This window comes from Pseudomonas sp. GW821-FHT07E12, assembly GCF_058986605.1.
In genome coordinates this window covers 167,843-186,854 of the sequence record NZ_JBYSVX010000001.1, presented here as the reverse complement: position 1 = coordinate 186,854, position 19,012 = coordinate 167,843, and the positions used below count along the sequence as shown (strand labels likewise).

Here is a 19,012-nt window from a genome sequence, read left to right as displayed (position 1 = left end):
CTCAACGCAGGCCGATGCCGCGTCGCCGCTGGCCGCGACCGGCGTAGGCCAGGATCGCGTTGCGGGTGCGGTGTTCGTTGCGGAGCCATTCGGCGGCTTCATCGCGCAGGCGGTGCATCGTGGCCTGCAGTTCGGCATGTTGTTGCTGCAATTCCTGGCATTCCTCCAGCGTCACTTCCGGCGGCGTGCTGGAAAAACAGGCTCGCAATGCCGTGTCGTACTCGCTGATCCTTTCCTCAAGCACGGGATAGTCGCCAGCCTCGAGCGCATCGCGGATCCGCTCAAGACCGGTCAACAACCGGCGGGAGGCCAGGCTGGTGGTCACGCCGGCACTCCGGCTTCGGGCTTCTGGCGGCTTTCGCGGGGGATGGCGTTCCAGGCCGAGGCGATTTCATCGAGCAGGGTGCTGACTTCGTCCAGCGCATCCTTGTCGTTGTGGAGGTTGGCTTCGGTCAGGCGGAGCATCGAATAGTCGTACAGCGACGACAGGTTGGAGGCGATGTCGCCGCCCAGCTCGTGATTCAGCGAGGCATTGAGGTGCGAGACGATCGCGCACGCATCGGCGATCGCCTTGCCCTTGCCGGGTATGTCCTGGCGCTCGATGCAGGCGCGCGCCAGCCGGATGCGCTTGCAGGCACCATCCAGCATCAGCCCGATCAGTCGATGCGGGTCGTCCCCCAGCGCAGCGCTGGCCACCCCGGTATTGCGGTAGAAATCTGCGACGTGTCGGTTGGCGCCATACATGGCCGATTACCTCTCTGGGTGGTTTAGCTGCTGCTGGTGCCGGATTTGGCGGTGCTGACGCTGTCGAGCATCTGCGTGAGGTAGCTGCTGGTGGTCTGCATCTTCGCCATGGTGGTTTCCATGGCGGTGAACTGCGCCTCGTAGCGCGCCTTCACCTTGGCCATGCGCGCGTCGAGCGCCGTGCTCTGGTCGGACAGATCGCCCAGCTTGTCGTTCAGGGCAGTGGTGCGCTGCGTGATCACACCCTTGCTGGAATCGACCATGCTGCTGATCAAGGCGGCAAGGCTGGTGCCCAGGTTGTTGGACGAACTGCCGGAGGACGTGCTGCTCGAACTGCTGGTGTTGGTGAACAGGTTGCTGGCGGCGGAGGGGTTGTCCTCCAGCGCCTCGGCCAGCTTGCTGCTGTCCAGGGTCATCGCGCCGGTCTTGTCGGTGGTGATGCCGAGCGCATTCAGCGCGACGATGTTGTTGCCGACCATGTTGCGCAGCTGGCTCTGCAGGCCACGCACCATCGCATCGCTGCTCAGCGGCGCTTCCGTCTCCGCCTTGACGTCGAAGGCACTGACCGTGCCAAGCATCGTCAACGTGGTGTTGTAGGAACTGACGAAATTCGACACCGCGCCGCTGATGGCACTCTGGTCGCTGTCGATATCCAGCGCGTACGCCGTGCCTGCGCTGGCCTTGGTGAGGGTCAGCGTGACGCCGTTGAGCACGTTGCTGATGGTGTTGCTGGAGGAGGTCTTGGTGTAGCCGTCGACCTTGATCACCGCGTCCTGGGCCGCGGTGGTCTGGGTCATGCCGGTGGTGACGGTGTTGCCGTCGTCATCGGTGCTGGTGGTGGCCGGGTAGGTGAGGGCGGCCAGGCTGCTGTCGCTGCTGGTCACGGTGATGGCATTGGCCACGCCGGTGTCGGCGGAGGTCAATACCAGCCGGTCGCCGTCGTCAGTGCTGACGACACTGGCAACGACGCCCTTGCCGGCGGCCACGGTGTTGATCGCCTTGGCGATGTCGCTGAGCTTGTTGGTCGCGTTCACCGGCACGGAGAACGACTGGTCGCCGGCGGTGATGTTCAACGTGCCGCTGCCGACGGTGGCGTCGGTGGCGAACGCGGCGGACGTGAGCTTGTTCTTGGTCGCGAGCTGGGTGACTTCGATGTCGTAGTTGCCGACCGCCGCACCGGCGGCAGCGCTGGCGGTGAAGCCCGCGCCATCGGTGACAGTGGTCTTGCGCGCGTTACCGGTCTCGGTGCTGGACAGCGCATCAAGCGCTTTCTGCAGCGTGGTCAGCGACGAGGAGACGTTGCCGAGCGAGGAGATCTTGGATTTGGTGTCATTCGTCGCCGAGGTGATGCGGGTATCCGCACCGGCGCGCTCGGCGGCCACCAGCTTGTCGACCATGCTGGCGGTATCGACGCCGGAGCTGAGTCCGGAAAAGCTGATGGTGCCGGTGTAGATGGAGGCCATGATGAGTCCTCAGGCGCAGGAACGAACACGGCCCTTGCGGGCCTTGGGGTGATTCCGGCGATTGGATTGGATCATGGGTGTCTCCATTGGGTAGGTCCGGAGGGCGCCTGGGCGCCCTCCGGGATGTCGCTTAGCTCCGCAGGAGGCTCAACACGTTCTGGGTGGACGCATTGGCCTGGGCCAGCATGGCGGTACCGGCCTGCTGCAGGATCTGGTTGCGGCTCAGCTCGGCGGTTTCCGAGGCGTAGTCGGCATCCATGATGCGGCTGCGCGAAGCCGACAGGTTCTCGGAGGTGGTGGACAGGTTGGCGATCGTCGAGGTGAAGCGGTTCTGGATCGCACCCATGTCGGCGCGGGCCGAGTTGACGTTCTTCAGGGCCTTGTCGACGATGTCCAGAGCGCGCGAGGCACCGGTGAAGCTGGTGATGTCGATCGAGCTGGCGGTGACGGCGGTGGTCAGGCCGGTGGACTGGACGGTGGTCAGACCGGCGTTGGTGGTGGTGCCGGCGGTGAAAGCACCGGTACCGTCCACTTCACCGAGCGTGAAGGTCTGGCCGGCCTTCACCGAGCTCAGGGCGATGCCGGTGACGGCGCCGGTGGAGTCCTTCTGCACGTCCGCATACACGCCGCTGGCATCGAGCTTGTCATTGATCGCGGAGGCGATCTTGGAGCTGATCGAATCGCCGGCCGAGTAGCTGATGTCGTCGATGTTGACGGTGCTGGTCTTGCCGCTGGCGTCGGTGACCTGCAGGGCCAGGCCGGAAACCGTGCCGGCGGCCGCAGCGGTGTCGGTGGCGACCGTCAGCGAGCCGTCAGCGGCAAACTGGGTGCTGCCCAGCGAGTCGATGTTGGCATCGACGATGCTGCCGACGTTGATGGTCTGGCCCGAATTGGCGCCGACCTGGAACAACGCGCCGGCGAAGCTGCCATCCAGCAGGTTGGTGCCGTTGAAGTTGGTCTGGTTGGCGACGCGGTCGATTTCCTTCAGCAGCTGGTTCACTTCCGACTGCAGCGCCGTCCGGTCTTCGGTCGAGTTGGTCGCGTTGGCCGACTGCACCGACAGCTCACGAACGCGCTGCAGGTTGTTGGTGATCTCTTCCATCGCGCCTTCAGCGGTCTGCGCCAGCGAGATACCGTCGTTGGCGTTGCGCGAAGCCTGGTCCAGGCCGTTGATCTGGGTGCTGAAGCGCTGGGAGATCGCCAGGCCGGCGGCATCATCTTTCGCGCTGTTGATGCGCAGACCGGACGACAGGCGCTGGATCGTGTTCGACAGGCTCGAGCTCGTGTTGTTCAGATTCCGCTGAGCATTCAGCGACATCACGTTGGTGTTGATGACTTGTGCCATGGTGCTATCTCCAGTTGGGATGTGACCCGGCGGAGACTGGTCCGGCCGGCTTCCGCAGCCAGCCGGGTGAACCACCCTCGCCTCTGCTGGAATGGATAACGGCGACAGGGCGACAAGCTTTAAAGGTTTTTTCTGGGTCCTTTTGCGGTTTATTGCGCGGAAAATGCTGCTTTCCGCAACGCCCTGAGGGTCAGATAGCGGCGCGGAATGGGCAAGCTTTAGGAGATTCTTTTCGAAGCCGTGACGGGCGAGCGACGGTCCCGCCGATACGATCGGGCGTGCGGAAGCCCATGAGTGTTGCCGCTGCCGGCACGAACGTTCCTGGACAGCGGCCTCAAAGGTGTCGGGGAAATCGCGGGCAGGGACGGACATCGGCGCGGTGTCAGATCAGGTCGAACAACGACATCTGCTGGAACTGCGCGAACACCTTCTGTGCCGCTTCCAGTGCGGTGCTCTGCTGGCTGTAGCGGCTGAGTGCCTCGGAGTAATCGAGATCGCGGATCGCCGACAGGTTGGTCTTGGTGGCGACGGCCCTGGAATCGTTCAACGCGTTGGCGTTGTCGATCGCACCCTGGCTGGCACCGCCTTCGGCACGCGCATCGATGAAGTGCTGCTGGGCGCCGCTGATGTCGCGCAATGAGGTCTGCAGCACGTTCTGCTGCGCGGCTCGTTCCGCCGGTGAGCTGGCGGTGCTGCCCAGCGCGGCGACCAGATTCTGCAGGGTCGAGAACACGTCACGGCTGGTCGCCGGGCCGATGTGGAACTGGTCGCCAGTGGCCGGCGCGCCCTCCAGGCGCATCTGGACACCCCCGTAGTTGAGCGTGTCGCCGTCGCTGTAGGTGCCGGTGTCGAGCACGTTGCCGCCGGAATCGCGCACTTCATACGTGTCAGGTGCGGTGAACACGATGTCGTAGCTGGCCTTGTTCCAGGTGGTGGTGTTGGTGATGCCGAAATCCATCAGCACGCCGGTGCCGGTGTTGCTGCTGTCGGCGGCTGCATCGGCGTTGCCGTCACCGGTGCGGACGCGCATGAACACCTCGCTGCCGGGCAGGGTGTCGGCGACCTGCAGGCCGGAGGCGACCTCGACCTTGCGCTGGTTCTGGTCACCGTTGTAGGCGACGCTGTCGCCGCTCAGAGTGAACGGTGCGTTGGCATCCTGGCTGCCGCCGAACAGGAACCGGCCCATGCCATCGTCGGTATTGGCCAACGCCACCAGCTGGTCGTGGATCGAGCTGACCTCGCTGGCGATCGACTGGCGGTCCTTGTCCGACAACGTGGCGTTGTTGGCCTGGACGGTCAGCGTCCGGACCCGGGTCAACAGGTCGCCGGCCTGCGACAGCACGCTTTCCTGCTGGTTGAGGCGCGACTCGACGGTCTTGGCGTTGTCGCCGTATTGGTCCAGGCGAGCCAGACTGCGGTCCATCTGCACCGAGCGCCCGGCGCCGAGCGGATCGTCCGCGCCATTGACCATCTTCGAGCCGGTGGATACCTGCTGGTAGGTCTTGGCCAACTCGCGCTGCTTGGCCAGCATCAGGTTGAGCGAGAACTGGTACTGGCCGCTGGTGGAGATGCGTGTAATGCCCATCGGATAGCCTCCTAGACGGCCTGCAGCAGGGTCTGGAAGATGTTGTCGGCGCTGGCGATGATCTTGGCCGCCGCCTGGTAGGCCTGCTGGTACTTGATCAGGTCTGCCGCTTCCTCATCCAGATTGACGCCGGACACCGTGTCGCGCGCCGACACCGCCTGGTTGTGGATGGTCTGCTGCGATTCGTACGCGTAGTTGGACTGCGCGGCGGCCGAGGCGACCATCGTGGTGAAGCTGGACACCGCGCCGTTGAGGCTGACCGTGCCGCTGGACAACAGCTTGGCCTCGTCCAGCACGGCCATGTTCAGCGCGTTGGCGTTGTCGCTGGAGCCGGGCCCGGTGGCGCCGATGGTGAAGACGTCGCCGGCGGACGGTGAGCCGGCCAGCTTGAAGCTCCAGCCATTGGCCGCGATCGAGTCACCAGCCGCATAGGTGAAAGGGCCGCTGCCGTCGATGGTGTACTGGTTGGTATCGGTGAACTCGATCGTCGAGGCGTTGCGCAGCGCGGCGTTGCCGGCATCGGTCACCGTCAGGCCGGAAATGGTGGCATTGCCGAGGTTGTCCAGATCGGCGCTGCCCTGGACTGCGCGCGCGGCGGCGATCAGGCCGGGGTCGCCGACCTTGAGCTGGATCGTGCCGGCGCCACTGCTGGGACGCAGCAGGAAGCGGTCGCCCGCTGCGGCGGCGCCACTCAACTGCATCTGCACGCCGTTGACCACCAGTGGATCGCCAGCGGTACCGGTTCCCGTGAGGGTCAGCGTCGCACCGGTGTCGGCATTGGCCGCCGACCAGGCGGTGCCATCGAAGCGCAACAGCACGTTGGCGCCGTCGAGCTTGCCGACATCGGCCACGCTCGCCTGCAAGGTCGCGGTGCCGGTGTTGGAGGCATGCGCGCTGACCGTCGGCGGATTGATCGAAAACAGATCGGCACCGGCGTTGCCGTAGATATCGGTACCGGCGGCCTGGGCAGCGTTGATGCCGCTGCTGACCGCGACCGCCAGACGCCCCAGCTCGCTGCGGGCCGGGTCGAGCACGTTGTTGCGGAAATCCAGCAGGCCGCCCAGCGTGCCACCGAGTACATCGTTGCCGAGCGGGATGGTCTGGCCCTGGCCCTGCAGCGCCAGATTGAGCCGATCGGACTGGTAGGGATCGCTGATGGTGGTCAGCGACATCGGCGTGACGCCGACCACCAGGGCCTGTCCGCCCGAGGTGTAGACGTTGATCGATCCGTCATCCTGGGTGAACACGTTGCCGCCGGTGATGCCGACCAGCTTCTCGATCAGCACGTCACGCTTGTCCAGCGTTTCCGCGGTGGGCCCGCTGCCGCGCGATATCAGCCGGTTGAGCTTGGCGATCTGGTCGGTGAGGTCGTTGACCTGGCGCACGCTGTCGCTGAGGCTGGCGTTCACGTCGTCGCTCATGCCGGCCATGGTGCTGTCCAACTGCCGGAAGCGTCCGGCCAGCGCATCGGCGCTCTGCAGCACCGCCTTGCGTGAGGTGTCGGAAGCCGGGTTGGTGCCGAGCCCGCTCAAGCTGTCGAAGAAGTTCGACCAGGTTCCGCTTAGATTGGTCGAGCTGTCCGACATCAGCGTGTCCAGATCGCCGGCCTTGCCCGACAGCTGCTGGAGGCGATTGAGTTCGTCGGTGCTGTTGAGCACGCGGCTGGTCGCCAGCGAGTCGGAAAGGCGTTTGACGTCCTGTACCTGCACGCCACCTGTGCCGCGCGTGGAAAGTTCGGCCACCTGCCGGCTGTAGCCCGGCGTGCTCGCGTTGGCCACGTTGTTGCCGACCGTGCTGAGCGAGCGCTGGTAGCTGAGCAGCGCACTGGTACCGGTGGCGAGCAGGCTGGACATGTTTCAGGCCTCAGTCAGCGGCTGGCAACGAGGTTGCCGGTGGCGTTGGCCAGGGCCCGATCGAGTGTCGGGCCGTTGGCGATGGCGTAGATCTTCCTGGCGTAGGACGGATCGGTGGCATAGCCGGCGCGCTGCAATTCGGAGGCGAAACGATGCACATCGCCACCGGCATTGAGCACGTGCTGGTAGCGCGGGCTGCTCTTGAGCAGGCGTACGTAGTCGGCAAAGCTGTCCGCCGGCGATTGGTAGGCGCGGAAATCGGCACGTTCGGAGCGGCGCTCGCCGTTGACGTACTCGTGGGTCGACGTGCTGATACGTTGGCCCTGCCAGCCGGTGGCCTTGATGCCGAACAGATTGTTGGCGCTGTTGCCATCGCGGTCGCGGATGCCACGACGGCCCCAGCCGGTCTCCAGCGCGGCTTGAGCGACCAGGCCGCGCGGATCCACACCGAGTTCCTTCGCGGCGCGCAGCGCATGCGGCCAGATCTTGGCGACGAAGTGCTCGGGCGAGCCCGGCGGGAAGGCATTTGGGTTGGTCTCGGCCACGTCCTGCACCTCGTCGCAGGCGCGCGAGTCGATCATCGCGTCGTCGCCACCGACCGGGGCCACGGCCTTGCTGCGCGCCTTGTCGCCACGGCTGGCGATCGCATCGAGCGCGTCGGCGCTGGCATCTCCGGCCGGAAAACGCTTGTAGAACGCGGCCTGGGAACGCGCCTGCGACGGCGCCATATCGACAATGCCGCCGCCAGCGGCTTTCGCGTCGGCATCGAGCGGCTTGCCTCCGTTGAGCTGCTTTGCGATCAGCGGTGCCAGCCCGAGTCCCTTGCCCTGGCTGAGCAGGTCGGAGAGCTGGCGGTCGTACATGTCGCGATAGGTCTGGTTCTGTTCGGGGAACAGCGAATCGCCACCGCCCGCATCACGCATGCACTTGACCAGCATCTGCGTGAACTGGCTCTCCAGCTTGCGCGAGACCTCGTCGATCCGCTGCGGCGACGGCTTCTGATCGACCGGGCCGAGGGAAAGGCCGGGGCGGGTGATGTTCATCAGATCACCTCCAGTTCCGCCTGCAGCGCACCGACCTGCTTGAGCGCTTCGAGAATCGCGACAAGATCGCCAGGCGCTGCGCCGATTTCGTTGACCGCCTTGACGATCTGGTCGAGGGTGACACCGCCCTGGAACTTGAACATGTGGCTGCCCTCGGCGGTCGCGGTGATCTGCGACTGTGGAGTCACCACGGTCTGGCCATTGGAGAACGCGTTGGGTTGGCTGACGTTGCTCGATTCGGCCACCGTCACCGTCAGCGAACCATGCGACACCGCGGCCGGCATCACCCGCACCGCCGAACCGATCACCACCGTGCCGGTACGTGCGTTGATCACGATCCGGGCGGCGGCTTCACCGGGCGTCAGCTCCAGGTTCTCGACCTGGGCGAGGAAGTTGATGCGTGCGCTCGAATCGGTCGGCGAGCGCAGTGACACCGTACCGCCATCGAGGGCGCGTGCGCTGCCGGCGCCGAACGTGGAATCCAGCACCGCCACCAGACGCGACGCGGTGGTGAAGTCGGGCTGGTGCAGATTGAGGGTGATTTCGCCGGTGCCGGCGAACACGTCGGGCAGGGCACGTTCCACCAGCGCACCGCCGGGAATCCGACCGGCACTAGGCACGTTCACCGAGATGCGCGAACCATCCTTGCCTTCGGCACCGAAGCCGCCGACCACCAGGTTGCCCTGCGCGATCGCGTACACCTGACCGTCGGCGCCCTTCAGCGGTGCCATCAGCAGCGTGCCGCCGCGCAGCGACACCGAGTTGCCGATCGAGGACACCGTCACGTCGATCGGTTGGCCGGGCTTGGCGAACGCCGGAAGATCGGCATGGATCGCCACCGCCGCCACGTTCTTCAACTGCGGATTGACGTTGGACGGCACGTTGACGCCCAGCTCGTTGAGCAGGTTGCGCAGGCTCTGCACGGTGAACGGGGTCTGGCTGGTGCGGTCGCCGGTACCGTCCAACCCCACCACCAGGCCGTAACCGACCAGCGGGTTGTTGCGCACACCGCCGACCTGCGCCAGATCCTTGACGCGCTCGGCGTGCGCCGGTGCCAGGAAAACGCCGACCAGCGCGATCGCGCAGAACAGCCGTCCCAGGCCCGGAAGCATGCCACCGGCAAGTGCCCGGATGGCTGACATGTCATGTGAACGGGCGGTACCCATGGCCTACCTCGCTTCCTCAGTACGGATACAACGGAGAATTGAAGAAGCGCGCCAGCGCGCCCATCTGGTTGCTCTGCGAGAGCGTGCCGCGCCCGTTGTAGGAGATGCGCGCATCGGCCACCAGGCTGGAAGCCACGGTGTTCTCGCGGCTGATATCGACCTCCCGCACCACACCCTCGACCTCCACGAACTCGTTGCCCTGGTTCAGGCGCAGGTTCTTCTGTCCGCGCACCACCAGATTGCCGTTGGCCAGGCGACGGATCACCGTGACGGTGAGGTTGCCGTTGAGGCTGTTGCTCTGGCTGCTGTCGCCGGTGCCGTTGAAGTCGCGGTTGGCATCGATCTCGTTGTTGAGGATCTCGCGACCACGGAAGGTCGGGCTCTTGCCGGCGATGGTCGGATTGGCCATGTCGATCTTGGAGTCCTTCTTGGTCGTGGTGGCCGCCTTGGTCTGTGCGGCGGTGGTCTCGCTCAACACGATCGTCAGCAGGTCGCCGACGTCACGCGCGCGATGGTCCGAGTACAGATTCATGCGCCCCGGCGCACCTTCGCGATAGATCGCGCCCGCCGTGGGTGCGTACTCGACCGCCGTCTGTGGCAGCTCCGCATCGTCCTTCTTCGATCCCCCCATCGACAGCAGCGGAATGCTGAGGCAACCGCTGAGCAGGAATGAGCAGGCGAGGGCGCACAGCGCCAGGCGACAGGTCTTCATGGAACAAGGCCTCAGGTGTTGTTGTTCAGATAGCCGAGCATCGAATCGGTGGTCGAGATCGCCTTGGCGTTCATCTCGTAGGCACGCTGGGTTTCGATCATGCTGACCAGTTGCTCGACCACATTGACGTTGGAGCCTTCCAGCGCGCCCTGGACGATGCTGCCCAGGCCATCCAGGCCCGCGGTGCCGTTCTGCGCCGGACCGGAAGCGGTGGTTTCCACGTAAAGGTTCTGGCCCTTGGCCTGCAGGCCGGCGGGATTGATGAAATCGGTGAGGCTGATCGTGCCGACTTCGGTAGCGGCCGCAGTACCGGCAATCTGCACGCTGACCGTGCCATCGCTGCCGATGGTGACGCTCTGCGCGCCTTCGGGAATCTGGATGCCGGGCTGCAACTGGTAGCCACTGTTGGTGACGACCTGGCCTTCGGCGTTGACGTGGAAGGTGCCATCGCGCGTGTAGGCGGAGGTGCCATCGGGCAACTGCACTTCGAAGAAGCCGCGCCCGTTGATCATCACGTCCATCGCGTTGCCGGTCTGCTGCTGGCTGCCCTGTTGGAAGTCCTTGGACGTCGCCACCACACGCGTACCGGTACCGAGCTGCAGACCGGTCGGCAGCGTGGTCTGCTGCGAACTGGAACCACCGGGCTGACGCACCTGGTGATAGAGCAGATCCTCGAAACTGGCGCGATCGCTCTTGAAGCCGGTGGTATTCGCGTTGGCCAGGTTGTTGGAAACCACGGACATGCGCGTCTGCTGCGCATCCAGTCCGGTCTTGGCGACCCACAAAGCCTGATTCATGACGTATTCCTCGATGCGGCGTCGGGTTTACGCCGTTGCCCATCACCATGCAAAGGGTGTGCCTAAAGGCGTGGGATTGGGGATTTGGGATTGGGGATGCGTAAAAAGCAGGCACACGACGTAGGAGCGGCTTCAGCCGCGATGGGCTTTCACGCGGAAGCCCATCGCGGCTGAAGCCGCTCCTACGAATCCCTAATCCCGAATCCCCAATCCCGGCCTTTTAGCCATTCAGACGCAGCAAGGTATTGGCCGACTGTGCGTTCTCGTCGCTGCTCTTGACGACCTTCACCTGCATCTCGAACTGGCGCTGCAGCTGGATCATCTGCACCAGCGCGGCGGCGGGATCGACGTTGCTGCCTTCCACCATGCCGGTACTCAACACATCGCCTGCGGCACGCGGCAGCGGTGTGCGCGGTTCGGCGTTGCGCATCAGGCCGTCCAGTCCGCGCACGAGTTGCTGCTGCCCGGCGGTGACGGTACGCAAACGGCCGATGATCGCCATCGATTGCGGGCCTTGGCCCTGCGGCACGATCGAGATCGTGCCGTCATTGCCGATCTCCATCGATTCGTGTGGCGGCACCGTCACCGGCACGCCGTTGTCGTCCAGCAACGGGCGGCTGCCCGATAGCAACTGGCCGTTCGGGGTCAGCTGCAGGTTGCCGGCACGCGTGTAGCCCTCCTGGCCATCCTTGGACTGCACCGCCAGCCAGGTGTCCTGCGCCAGCGAGACATCGAGCGGATTACCGGTGACCTGCTGCGGACCGGGCTGGGCGTTGAAACCGGTGTCGCCGAGGATGGTGGCGTAGCGCGAGGCATAACCCGGCCCGGTTACACGGAAGGCCTGCGTATTCGCCAACGCCTCCTTGAAACCGGCGGTGTCGGCATTGGCCAGGTTGTGCGAAACCGCCGTCTGCGCCTGCAACGTGGCGCTGGCTCCGGTCATCGCAACATAGGCGGCCTTGTCCATCGAGGGAAACTCCCGGGTTCAAGCGGCTAAAAGGATTTTCTTGTTCGTCATTCCCGCGAAAGCGGGAATCCAGGGACGTTGCTTTCTCGCCAGATCTACGTCCATGGATTCCCGATTTCGCGGGAATGACGGCTACACAGATCAACGGTTGATATTGATCACGGTCTGGGTCAACTCATCCTGCGTGGTGATCATCTTGGCGTTGGCCTGGAAGTTGCGCTGCGCCACGATCATGTTCACCAACTGCTCGGTCAGATCGACCGTCGAGGCTTCCAGCGCGCCGGACTGCACATTGCCGAAGTTCGAGCTGCCGGGGGCGCCGGTACGCGGCGTTCCAGCGGCGGCGGTCGCGGTCCAGCAGTTGTTGCCCTGCGGCGCCAGGCCCTGCTTGTTGTTGAAGTTGGTCAGCGCGATCTGCCCAAGCAGCACCTTGTTGCCGTTGCTGTAGTTGGCATAGACCATGCCGTCCTGGGCGATCTCGAACTTCGACAGGCGGCCGGCGGCGTAGCCGTCCTGGTTCAAGTTGTTGACTGAGAACGACTCGCCGTACTGCGAGGACTTGGCCAGGTCCAGCGTGATCGCCAGCGTGCCGGCACCGTTGGAAGGCGTGTAGCTGTCCAGCGCGATCTTGCCGTCGGTCGGCGACACCAGCGTGCCATTGTCCGAATACTGCAGCGTGGTCGGCGTGGCGCTGACCGAGGTCCCGTCGATATAGGCGTGCTGCTGCCATTCGTTGGCGTTGCCGGTCTTGACGTAGTACAGCGACATCACATGCGACACGCCCAACGAGTCATACACGGTCAGCGAGGTCGAGTAGTTGTAGCTGTTGGTATCGCTCGGATCGAACGTGGCGACCGTCGGCGCGCTGGAATTGGCGGGCAGGGTCACGTTGGCGCCCACCGCACTGGTCGGATTGGGCGCGCTGTCGGTGGTGGTCAGCTGCAGGTTCTTCATCGTGGAAGTGCTGACCGTGGTGCCGTCCTCGCTGGGGGCGAACACCTTCAGGTTGTAGCCCTCCGGCGAGACCACGTTGCCTTCCTTGTCCATCTGGAAGTTGCCCGAGCGCGTGTACAGCGTGTTGCCGTTGTTGGACAGGTTGAAGAAGCCTTCACCGGAGATCGCCACGTCCAGCGTGTTCTCGGTGTTGTCGATGTTGCCCTGCTTGAACTGCTGGGCGATGTCGGCCACGCGCACGCCACTGCCGGTCGCGTTGTTGGCGACACCGTAGGTGCTGCCCATGAAGATGTCGGCAAACTCCGCGCGTGACTCCTTGAAGCCGGTGGTCGCGGAATTGGCGATGTTGTTGGACGTCACATTGAGGTCGCTGTTGCTGGCGCGCAGACCGGAGAGAGAAGTGTTGAAACCCATGATGGTTCCTCGAAGGAAGTGACAGCCGTGGTTCGGAAGGGCGTTTTCCCGTCACTCCCGCAACAGCGGGACGACGGCTGGAGCACTAGCTGATGCGCAGTACCTTGGCCAACGGCACGGTCTGGCCACCGGCGAGGTTGAGGGTGGCGCCGTCCTTGTCGAGGCTGACGCTCTCGACCTTGGCGTTGCCATAGGTGTCCAGCGAAACCGGCTTGCCGTCAGGACCGGCCTGGCTTGCGGAGAAGCGGTAGTCACCGGCGGGCAGGCGATTGCCCGCGGTGTCCTTGCCGTCCCAATCGATGCGACGCGGGCCGGCGCCGCCATCGGCAAGCGTCAGCGCCCGCACCGGATTGCCGGCACTGTCCTGCACCACCACATTGACCGGTCCGGGGCCGGAAGCCGTGGCCGAGGCGGTGGCGCTGCCATCCGCACTCAGCGAGAGCGAACCACCCGGCACCTCCACCTGATGCCCGATCAGCGCCGCACCACGCAGCGCCTGGTCGGTGCCGTTGACACTGAGGAACTGGTCGGCCTTCTTGTTGAGATCGCCCAGGCCCTGCACCGTGGAAATCTGTGCCAACTGCGCCAGGAACGCGCCGTTGTCCATCGGATTGAGCGGGTCCTGGTTCTTCAACTGCTGGGTCATCATCATCAGGAAGTCGGCCTGGCCGAGCTTGTCCTTCTGCGCCTTGTCATCGACCTTCTGACGTTCGATCGCGGTCTTCTTGCCGCCGGCAGTCAGGCCCAGGCTGGAAAGCGAATCCATGGAAATCGCGGACATCGTGGTTTCTCCGGGGCGCCTCAGCGGCCCATGGTCAGGGTGGCGAGGGCCAGGTCCTTGGCGGTGTTGAGCATTTCCACGCCGGCCTGGTAGCTGCGCGAGGCGGAGATCAGGTTGACCATCTGCGCGACCGGATCGACATCCGGTGCGTAGACGTAGCCATCGCCATCGGCGAGCGGATGGCCCGGCTCGTAGCGCTTGATGGCCGGCACGTTGCTCTGCGCGATCTCCTTGACCTTCACCCCGGTGAGGCTGGAATCCTCGCGGTTGGGCTGGGCCTGGAAGATCGGCTCGATCGGCCGGTAGGCCTGTTCGGGCGTGGAGGCCACCGAATCGGCATTGGCCAGGTTCGAGGCAATCGTGCTCAGGCGCACCGACTGGGCCTGCAAGGCCGAGCCGGCGACGTCGAAGATCGGGAGGTTGCTCATCGCAGTACCCCTTACTGGCCGGTGATCGCGGTCAACATGTTCTTGACCTTGGATTCGAGGAAGGACAGCGAGGCCCGGTACTCCAGTGCCGCGCGGCCGTAGGCGGCGCGCTCGAGATCCGGGTCGACGGTGTTGCCGTCCAGGCTGGGCTGGGCGCCCTGGCGGTTGAACAGGAACGCACTCGGCCCCTGTTCGGGAATCGCGACGTGCCTGGCATCGGTGGTGGCGAGCGGGCCCTGCTGGCTCATCGACGCCTGCAGCGCGGCATCGAAGTTCAGCTCCTTGGCCTTGTAGCCCGGCGTGTCGGCGTTGGTCAGATTGCTGGCGATGAGCTTCATCCGCTCCTCGCGCAGGGGCAGGGCGGCGCCGTGGACGCCGAAGTAGGCCGAGATCGGGTTGGAAGACATGGCACCCCCAGGGGTATGGCTCGCAGGGGTGCAGGCAAGCTTTGTGCCAGAAATGCCGGATCGGCAGGCTGAAGGTCGCGCTAAAGATCGCCCGGAGGCGTGCCGCTATCCCTTTCGGACTGTTTGCAGGCTGCTTTGGCCTGCTGTCCGGAAGCCGGGTGGACCATGTGGTGGATCCGGCATTGCGTTGCTTTAATTTTCGGGAGAGAAGCTGTGGGAATCATTTCCTCAGTAGCAGATCACACCATCGGCGCAAGTTGGCGCGCGATGCGCGACACCGCGCGCGGCGCCTTGAACGGCGACCTCAAGGACATCGCCAAGGTCGCCGTCGTGGCCGGCATGGCCACCGGCTCGCTGCCCCTGACCACCGGCGTGGTCGCACTGGCCGGCGATGCCGCGCTGGGTTCACTGGTCGACGTTTTCGCCTGAATCAGCCATCGCCGGCAGCGTTGACGGGAAGAGTGCGTCATTTTCCCGGCGCGCCCGGTTGCGCCACGGCGCCCATATCGATCCTGGCTGCCCCGGCCGTTGCAAGCACAATGCCGCAACACTTCGAGCGATAAGGCCGTCAGGCCGCCTCGGCCACCACTCTGAGCCGGGCAAGTACGTATTCCGCCAGCTCGTGCGCGCTGTACTTGGCGACGAACGCATTGGCGCCGACCTGCTCGACCATGGCGTTGTTGAACACGCCGGACAGCGAGGTGTGCAGCAGCACGTACAGATCCGCCAACCCCGGGTTGCGCCGGATTTCCGTCGTCAGCGTGTAGCCGTCCATGGCCGGCATCTCGATGTCGGAGATGACCATGGCATAGCGCTCGGCCGGGCTCTCGCCGGATGCCAGCACCTGCAGCAGGTGGTCCAGTGCCTGGCGACCATCCGAGAGCAGGGTGCCGCCCACACCCAGCTGATCGAGCACGCTGCGGATCTGCTGGCGCGCCACGCGCGAATCGTCGACCACCAGCACCTGCAGCTGGCGGCCCGCGGTATCGAGCACCAGCGACGGGTCCAACTGGATGTCGGTCTCGACCTGGGCGATGTCGGCCAGCACGCTTTCCACGTCGATGACCTGGATCAGCTCGCCCTGGAAGCGCGTGACCGCGGTCAGGTAGGTGGCCTCGGCGCCCAGCTCCGGCGGCGGATGGATGTCTTCCACCGCGATGTTGACGATCCGCTCCACGCCACTGACCAGGAACCCCTGCACCGACCGATTGAACTCGGCGACCACCAGATAGCCCGGATCGCCCTCGGCCTCCGAGGTGCGGCGCTCGGGGTGCCCGATCACCAGTCCCAGGTCGAGCACCGGCACCGACCGCCCGCGCACATCGGCCACGCCGGCGAACTCGGAAGGCAGCCCCGGCACCTGGAACAACCCCGGCCGACGCAGCACCTCCTGCACCTTGAACACGTTCACGCCAAAAAGCTGACGACCGCCGAGCCGGAACAGCAGCAGCGCCAGTCGGTTATGGCCGGCCAGGCGGGTGCGCTGGTCGATCCGGTTGAGCAGGTCATAGGACATGCAACCGTTATCGACACGTCCGGCGGGCAACTTGAGGCTCTTAAAGACAGGGAGTCGGGATTGGGGATTCGGGATTCGTAAAAGCGCTGCGGAGGCCAGGAGTCGCTTTTACGAATCCCCCATCCCGAATCCCCAATCCCGGCCCTTTCGGCACAGCACTTGCAGAAAGTCCGCTCGAACCGTTGTCCCGGAGTCGTCGATGCGCCCGATCCTGCTGATTCTCCTTCTGGTGGCCGCCCCCGCCTGGGCCGACGGCTTCCAGCCGGTGGATTCGATCCGTGCCGCGGCGCTGTCCACGGTGGGGCCGAACGCCGATGCCGAAGCCACGCTGGATCCCGGGCTGCGCATGCCGGCGTGTCCGGTACCGCTGCAGGCCCAGCCCACCGGCAGCAACACCGTCGAGGTGGCCTGCCCGCAACCGGCCGGCTGGCGGTTGTTCGTGCCGGTCAAAGTCCGGCGCAACCAGGACGTGCTGGTGCTCAATCGCGGCATCGCCGCTGGAGAAACCATCAGCCTGGCCGATATCAGCATCGAGAAGCGCGACGCGTCGCGTATCGCCGGCGCAGCACTGGCCAACCCGGTCGATGCGGTCGGCAAGACCGCCCGGCGCGTGTTGTCGGCCGGCACGCTGCTGTCGGCCAACGACGTGGTTTCACCTCGGCTAGTCAAGCGTGGCGATACCGTGGAGCTGGTCTCGCGTCGCAACGGACTGGAAGTGCGGATGACCGGACGCGCCCTGTCCGATGCCGGGCAGGACGAGCGGGTATCGGTAGAGAATGCTTCCTCGCGCCGCGTCGTCCAGGGAACGGTCGATGCCAGCGGTGCAGTAGTCGTTTCGCGTTGACACATTCACTAAAGTTCGGCCGCCCATGGCCGTTAACCCCAGCGAACCGTAAAGGACCCAACCTGTCATGAGCCAGAAAATCGACGGCAATCTCCCTGCAGCCGCCACCGTGCGCAGCAGTGCGAGCGGCAGGGTTGCATCGGCGGGGTCGGCGATCACCGCCACCACCCCGAGTGACAGCCTCAGCCTGACCGGGGAGGCCACCAATCTGCAGGCCCTGCAGCGCAACCTCGCCAAGGCGCCGGCGGTGGACAGCAGTCGCGTGCAGGCGGTCAAGGACTCCCTGCAGAACGGCAGCTACAAGGTCAACGCCGACGTCATCTCCAGCCGCCTGCAGAATCTGGAACAGCAGCTCGCCGGATGAGCCAGGCCATGAGCGAGCCGCTGCAACGCCTGAGCGACGCCCTCGCCGGTGAGCGCCGGGCTTTGCTCGAGCACGATGTCGAAGGGCTGATGCAGGCCGTGCAGGCCAAGCTGGATGCCCTGCGCGAACTGGAAACCGCGGTGCCGCAAGGCCAGCAACAGCGCCTGCGCGAACTGGCCGAGTTCAACCGTGCCAACGGTGCCCTGCTGGCGCGTCGCCGCCGCGAGGTCAACTGGGCCCTGCGTCACCTCGGCCGCAGCGAGAGCGCACCGGCGTACGACGCCAACGGGCAGTCCAACACCTTGCAGGCCAGTCGCCCGCTCGCCGTAGCCTGATTCCGTCCGCCGGAACGGCCGGCGTATAGTGCGTGCACCGTTGCATCCATCTCGCACTGTGACCGACACACCGCTTTTCGACTCGACCCTGCTGCCATCCCCCAACACCTTGCGTGCCTTCAGCGAGCGAACGCTGGAAGGCATCGTGCTGTTCCGCGCCGATGGCCGGCTGGTCTTCGCCAACGCCGTCGCACGTGAGGCACTGGACGACGAGAAAGCCAGGAGCGGCAGCGAATTCGAAAAACACGTCGCCCAGATCCTGCCCGCCGATGCGCTGGCCCAGGCCCGCGCCAAAGGCAACTGGAGCGGCAGCCTGCCGGTCGGTGAGCGGGTGGTGATCACGCACCTGTACTTCCATGAGGACAAGGGTGTCGGCCACTACCTGTCGATCTTCCACAACCTGGAAGGGCAGCAGGACTACGAGCGCGAACTGCAACAACGCCACGCCGAGCTGCGCCAGGCCTACATGCGCTTGAACGGTGCCCAGGACAAGCTGCTGCAGTCGGAGAAGATGGCCTCGATCGGCCAGCTCGCCGCCGGCGTCGCGCACGAGATCAACAATCCGATCGGCTATGTGCACTCCAACCTGGGCAGCCTGCAGGAATACCTGCGCAGCCTGTTCACCCTGATCGAAGCCTATGAGCGCGCCCTGCGCGCGCCCGATCCGAAGGCGCTGATCCCGGAGATCGACGACATCCGCAACCGCGCCGACATCGACTTCATCAGTCGTGACCTGCCGCAGCTGATGGCCGAATCGCGCGAGGGCATCGAGCGGGTGACCCGGATCGTGCGTGATCTTAAGGACTTCTCGTACTCGGACCGTTCCGAGTCATGGAAGCTGGTGGACCTGCACGCCGGTCTGGAATCGACCATCAACATCATCTGGAACGAGCTCAAGTACAAGGTGACGCTGGAACGCCACTACGGCGAGCTGCCGCTGGTGGAGTGCCTGCCGTCCGAGCTCAACCAGGTCTACATGAACCTGCTGCTCAACGCCGGCCAGGCCATCGCCGAGCGCGGCACGATCATCGTCAGCACCGGCTGCGAAGGCGGCGAACACGCCTGGATAGAATTCAAGGACAGCGGCAGCGGCATTCCCGCCGACCTGCTGCAGCGCATCTTCGATCCGTTCTTCACCACCAAGCCGGTAGGCAGCGGCACCGGCCTGGGTCTGTCGATCTCCTACGGCATCATCAACAAACACCACGGCCGCATCGACGTGAACAGCACGACAGGGCAGGGCGCGACGTTCCGGATCGTGCTCCCGGTGCGGCAGCCGCGGTGAAGCCGTGAT

21 protein-coding genes are annotated in these 19,012 nt (G+C 65.1%); 5 read left to right on the top strand and 16 right to left on the bottom strand.

Annotated elements, in window-relative coordinates:
• Position 1 precedes the first annotated feature (1 nt).
• From AC3WJE_RS00845 to flgB, 15 genes are all read right to left on the bottom strand, one after another.
• Entirely contained in the window at positions 2 to 325 is a 324-nt protein-coding gene (locus AC3WJE_RS00845) for a hypothetical protein (RefSeq protein ID WP_493728869.1), read from the bottom strand.
• On the bottom strand, positions 322 to 744 hold the full coding sequence (gene fliS / locus AC3WJE_RS00840; RefSeq protein ID WP_493728868.1) for a flagellar export chaperone FliS: 423 nt from the start codon (positions 742 to 744) through the stop codon (positions 322 to 324). The genes AC3WJE_RS00845 and fliS overlap by 4 nt, the downstream gene beginning before the upstream one ends.
• Before the next feature lie 23 nt (positions 745 to 767).
• Positions 768 to 2,207 (bottom strand): flagellar filament capping protein FliD, encoded by a 1,440-nt coding sequence (gene fliD / locus AC3WJE_RS00835; RefSeq protein WP_493728867.1) that lies wholly within the window; start codon positions 2,205 to 2,207, stop codon positions 768 to 770.
• Positions 2,208 to 2,337: 130 nt separating this feature from the next.
• A complete protein-coding gene (locus AC3WJE_RS00830) occupies positions 2,338 to 3,552 on the bottom strand; it encodes a flagellin (RefSeq protein ID WP_493728866.1) in 1,215 nt (404 codons plus the stop codon).
• A gap of 382 nt (positions 3,553 to 3,934) precedes the next feature.
• The gene (gene flgL / locus AC3WJE_RS00825; protein WP_493728865.1) at positions 3,935 to 5,137 is read right to left on the bottom strand and encodes a flagellar hook-associated protein FlgL; all 1,203 of its coding nucleotides are present in this window, start codon (positions 5,135 to 5,137) and stop codon (positions 3,935 to 3,937) included.
• 11 nt (positions 5,138 to 5,148) lie between these two features.
• On the bottom strand, positions 5,149 to 6,990 hold the full coding sequence (gene flgK, locus AC3WJE_RS00820) for a flagellar hook-associated protein FlgK (RefSeq protein ID WP_493728864.1): 1,842 nt from the start codon (positions 6,988 to 6,990) through the stop codon (positions 5,149 to 5,151).
• A gap of 14 nt (positions 6,991 to 7,004) precedes the next feature.
• The gene (flgJ, locus tag AC3WJE_RS00815) at positions 7,005 to 8,033 is read right to left on the bottom strand and encodes a flagellar assembly peptidoglycan hydrolase FlgJ (protein WP_493728863.1); all 1,029 of its coding nucleotides are present in this window, start codon (positions 8,031 to 8,033) and stop codon (positions 7,005 to 7,007) included.
• Positions 8,033 to 9,145, bottom strand: coding sequence for a flagellar basal body P-ring protein FlgI (locus AC3WJE_RS00810; RefSeq protein WP_493729020.1), 1,113 nt, complete (start codon positions 9,143 to 9,145; stop codon positions 8,033 to 8,035). Before AC3WJE_RS00810 ends, flgJ begins: the two co-directional genes overlap by 1 nt.
• 70 nt (positions 9,146 to 9,215) lie before the next feature.
• Complete coding sequence (gene flgH, locus AC3WJE_RS00805; RefSeq protein WP_493728862.1) at positions 9,216 to 9,911, bottom strand: flagellar basal body L-ring protein FlgH; 696 nt, start codon at positions 9,909 to 9,911, stop codon at positions 9,216 to 9,218.
• A gap of 11 nt (positions 9,912 to 9,922) precedes the next feature.
• The gene (gene flgG, locus AC3WJE_RS00800) at positions 9,923 to 10,708 is read right to left on the bottom strand and encodes a flagellar basal-body rod protein FlgG (protein ID WP_493728861.1); all 786 of its coding nucleotides are present in this window, start codon (positions 10,706 to 10,708) and stop codon (positions 9,923 to 9,925) included.
• A gap of 220 nt (positions 10,709 to 10,928) precedes the next feature.
• Complete coding sequence (locus AC3WJE_RS00795) at positions 10,929 to 11,675, bottom strand: flagellar basal body rod protein FlgF (RefSeq protein ID WP_493728860.1); 747 nt, start codon at positions 11,673 to 11,675, stop codon at positions 10,929 to 10,931.
• A 141-nt stretch (positions 11,676 to 11,816) separates the two neighbouring features.
• Positions 11,817 to 13,043, bottom strand: a complete 1,227-nt coding sequence (gene flgE / locus AC3WJE_RS00790; RefSeq protein WP_493728859.1) for a flagellar hook protein FlgE — start codon at positions 13,041 to 13,043, stop codon at positions 11,817 to 11,819.
• Positions 13,044 to 13,128: 85 nt separating this feature from the next.
• Positions 13,129 to 13,824, bottom strand: coding sequence for a flagellar hook assembly protein FlgD (locus AC3WJE_RS00785; RefSeq protein WP_493728858.1), 696 nt, complete (start codon positions 13,822 to 13,824; stop codon positions 13,129 to 13,131).
• Positions 13,825 to 13,844: 20 nt separating this feature from the next.
• Positions 13,845 to 14,252 carry a flagellar basal body rod protein FlgC gene (gene flgC / locus AC3WJE_RS00780; RefSeq protein ID WP_493728857.1) on the bottom strand — a complete coding sequence of 136 codons (408 nt, stop codon included), beginning with the start codon at positions 14,250 to 14,252 and terminating at the stop codon, positions 13,845 to 13,847.
• Positions 14,253 to 14,263: 11 nt separating this feature from the next.
• Entirely contained in the window at positions 14,264 to 14,659 is a 396-nt protein-coding gene (gene flgB, locus AC3WJE_RS00775; protein ID WP_493728856.1) for a flagellar basal body rod protein FlgB, read from the bottom strand.
• A 213-nt stretch (positions 14,660 to 14,872) separates the two neighbouring features.
• Between flgB and AC3WJE_RS00770 the strand changes: the two genes are divergently transcribed.
• The gene (locus AC3WJE_RS00770; protein WP_493728855.1) at positions 14,873 to 15,088 is read left to right on the top strand and encodes a hypothetical protein; all 216 of its coding nucleotides are present in this window, start codon (positions 14,873 to 14,875) and stop codon (positions 15,086 to 15,088) included.
• 139 nt (positions 15,089 to 15,227) lie between these two features.
• Here AC3WJE_RS00770 and AC3WJE_RS00765 read toward each other — a convergent pair whose 3' ends face one another.
• Positions 15,228 to 16,175, bottom strand: a complete 948-nt coding sequence (locus tag AC3WJE_RS00765; RefSeq protein WP_493728854.1) for a chemotaxis protein — start codon at positions 16,173 to 16,175, stop codon at positions 15,228 to 15,230.
• A gap of 199 nt (positions 16,176 to 16,374) precedes the next feature.
• Here AC3WJE_RS00765 and flgA point away from each other — a divergent pair, with 199 nt between their 5' ends.
• From flgA to AC3WJE_RS00745, 4 genes are all read left to right on the top strand, one after another.
• Complete coding sequence (flgA, locus tag AC3WJE_RS00760; RefSeq protein WP_493728853.1) at positions 16,375 to 17,019, top strand: flagellar basal body P-ring formation chaperone FlgA; 645 nt, start codon at positions 16,375 to 16,377, stop codon at positions 17,017 to 17,019.
• A gap of 67 nt (positions 17,020 to 17,086) precedes the next feature.
• Entirely contained in the window at positions 17,087 to 17,383 is a 297-nt protein-coding gene (gene flgM, locus AC3WJE_RS00755) for a flagellar biosynthesis anti-sigma factor FlgM (protein WP_493728852.1), read from the top strand.
• A gap of 8 nt (positions 17,384 to 17,391) precedes the next feature.
• A complete protein-coding gene (locus tag AC3WJE_RS00750; RefSeq protein ID WP_493728851.1) occupies positions 17,392 to 17,718 on the top strand; it encodes a hypothetical protein in 327 nt (108 codons plus the stop codon).
• 58 nt (positions 17,719 to 17,776) lie between these two features.
• The gene (locus AC3WJE_RS00745; RefSeq protein WP_493728850.1) at positions 17,777 to 19,003 is read left to right on the top strand and encodes an ATP-binding protein; all 1,227 of its coding nucleotides are present in this window, start codon (positions 17,777 to 17,779) and stop codon (positions 19,001 to 19,003) included.
• Positions 19,004 to 19,012 lie beyond the last annotated feature (9 nt).

Excerpts from the sequence above, each read along its gene's own strand:
- fliS (WP_493728868.1), bottom strand. The coding sequence starts at position 744 with ATGTATGGCGCCAACCGACACGTCGCAGATTTCTACCGCAATACCGGG.
- fliD (WP_493728867.1), bottom strand. The coding sequence starts at position 2,207 with ATGGCCTCCATCTACACCGGCACCATCAGCTTTTCCGGACTCAGCTCC.
- AC3WJE_RS00830 (WP_493728866.1), bottom strand. The coding sequence starts at position 3,552 with ATGGCACAAGTCATCAACACCAACGTGATGTCGCTGAATGCTCAGCGG.
- flgL (WP_493728865.1), bottom strand. The coding sequence starts at position 5,137 with ATGGGCATTACACGCATCTCCACCAGCGGCCAGTACCAGTTCTCGCTC.
- flgK (WP_493728864.1), bottom strand. The coding sequence starts at position 6,990 with ATGTCCAGCCTGCTCGCCACCGGTACCAGTGCGCTGCTCAGCTACCAG.
- flgJ (WP_493728863.1), bottom strand. The coding sequence starts at position 8,033 with ATGAACATCACCCGCCCCGGCCTTTCCCTCGGCCCGGTCGATCAGAAG.
- AC3WJE_RS00810 (WP_493729020.1), bottom strand. The coding sequence starts at position 9,145 with ATGCTTCCGGGCCTGGGACGGCTGTTCTGCGCGATCGCGCTGGTCGGC.
- flgH (WP_493728862.1), bottom strand. The coding sequence starts at position 9,911 with ATGAAGACCTGTCGCCTGGCGCTGTGCGCCCTCGCCTGCTCATTCCTG.
- flgG (WP_493728861.1), bottom strand. The coding sequence starts at position 10,708 with ATGAATCAGGCTTTGTGGGTCGCCAAGACCGGACTGGATGCGCAGCAG.
- AC3WJE_RS00795 (WP_493728860.1), bottom strand. The coding sequence starts at position 11,675 with ATGGACAAGGCCGCCTATGTTGCGATGACCGGAGCCAGCGCCACGTTG.
- flgE (WP_493728859.1), bottom strand. The coding sequence starts at position 13,043 with ATGGGTTTCAACACTTCTCTCTCCGGTCTGCGCGCCAGCAACAGCGAC.
- AC3WJE_RS00785 (WP_493728858.1), bottom strand. The coding sequence starts at position 13,824 with ATGTCCGCGATTTCCATGGATTCGCTTTCCAGCCTGGGCCTGACTGCC.
- flgC (WP_493728857.1), bottom strand. The coding sequence starts at position 14,252 with ATGAGCAACCTCCCGATCTTCGACGTCGCCGGCTCGGCCTTGCAGGCC.
- flgB (WP_493728856.1), bottom strand. The coding sequence starts at position 14,659 with ATGTCTTCCAACCCGATCTCGGCCTACTTCGGCGTCCACGGCGCCGCC.
- AC3WJE_RS00765 (WP_493728854.1), bottom strand. The coding sequence starts at position 16,175 with ATGTCCTATGACCTGCTCAACCGGATCGACCAGCGCACCCGCCTGGCC.
- flgA (WP_493728853.1), top strand. The coding sequence starts at position 16,375 with ATGCGCCCGATCCTGCTGATTCTCCTTCTGGTGGCCGCCCCCGCCTGG.
- flgM (WP_493728852.1), top strand. The coding sequence starts at position 17,087 with ATGAGCCAGAAAATCGACGGCAATCTCCCTGCAGCCGCCACCGTGCGC.
- AC3WJE_RS00750 (WP_493728851.1), top strand. The coding sequence starts at position 17,392 with ATGAGCGAGCCGCTGCAACGCCTGAGCGACGCCCTCGCCGGTGAGCGC.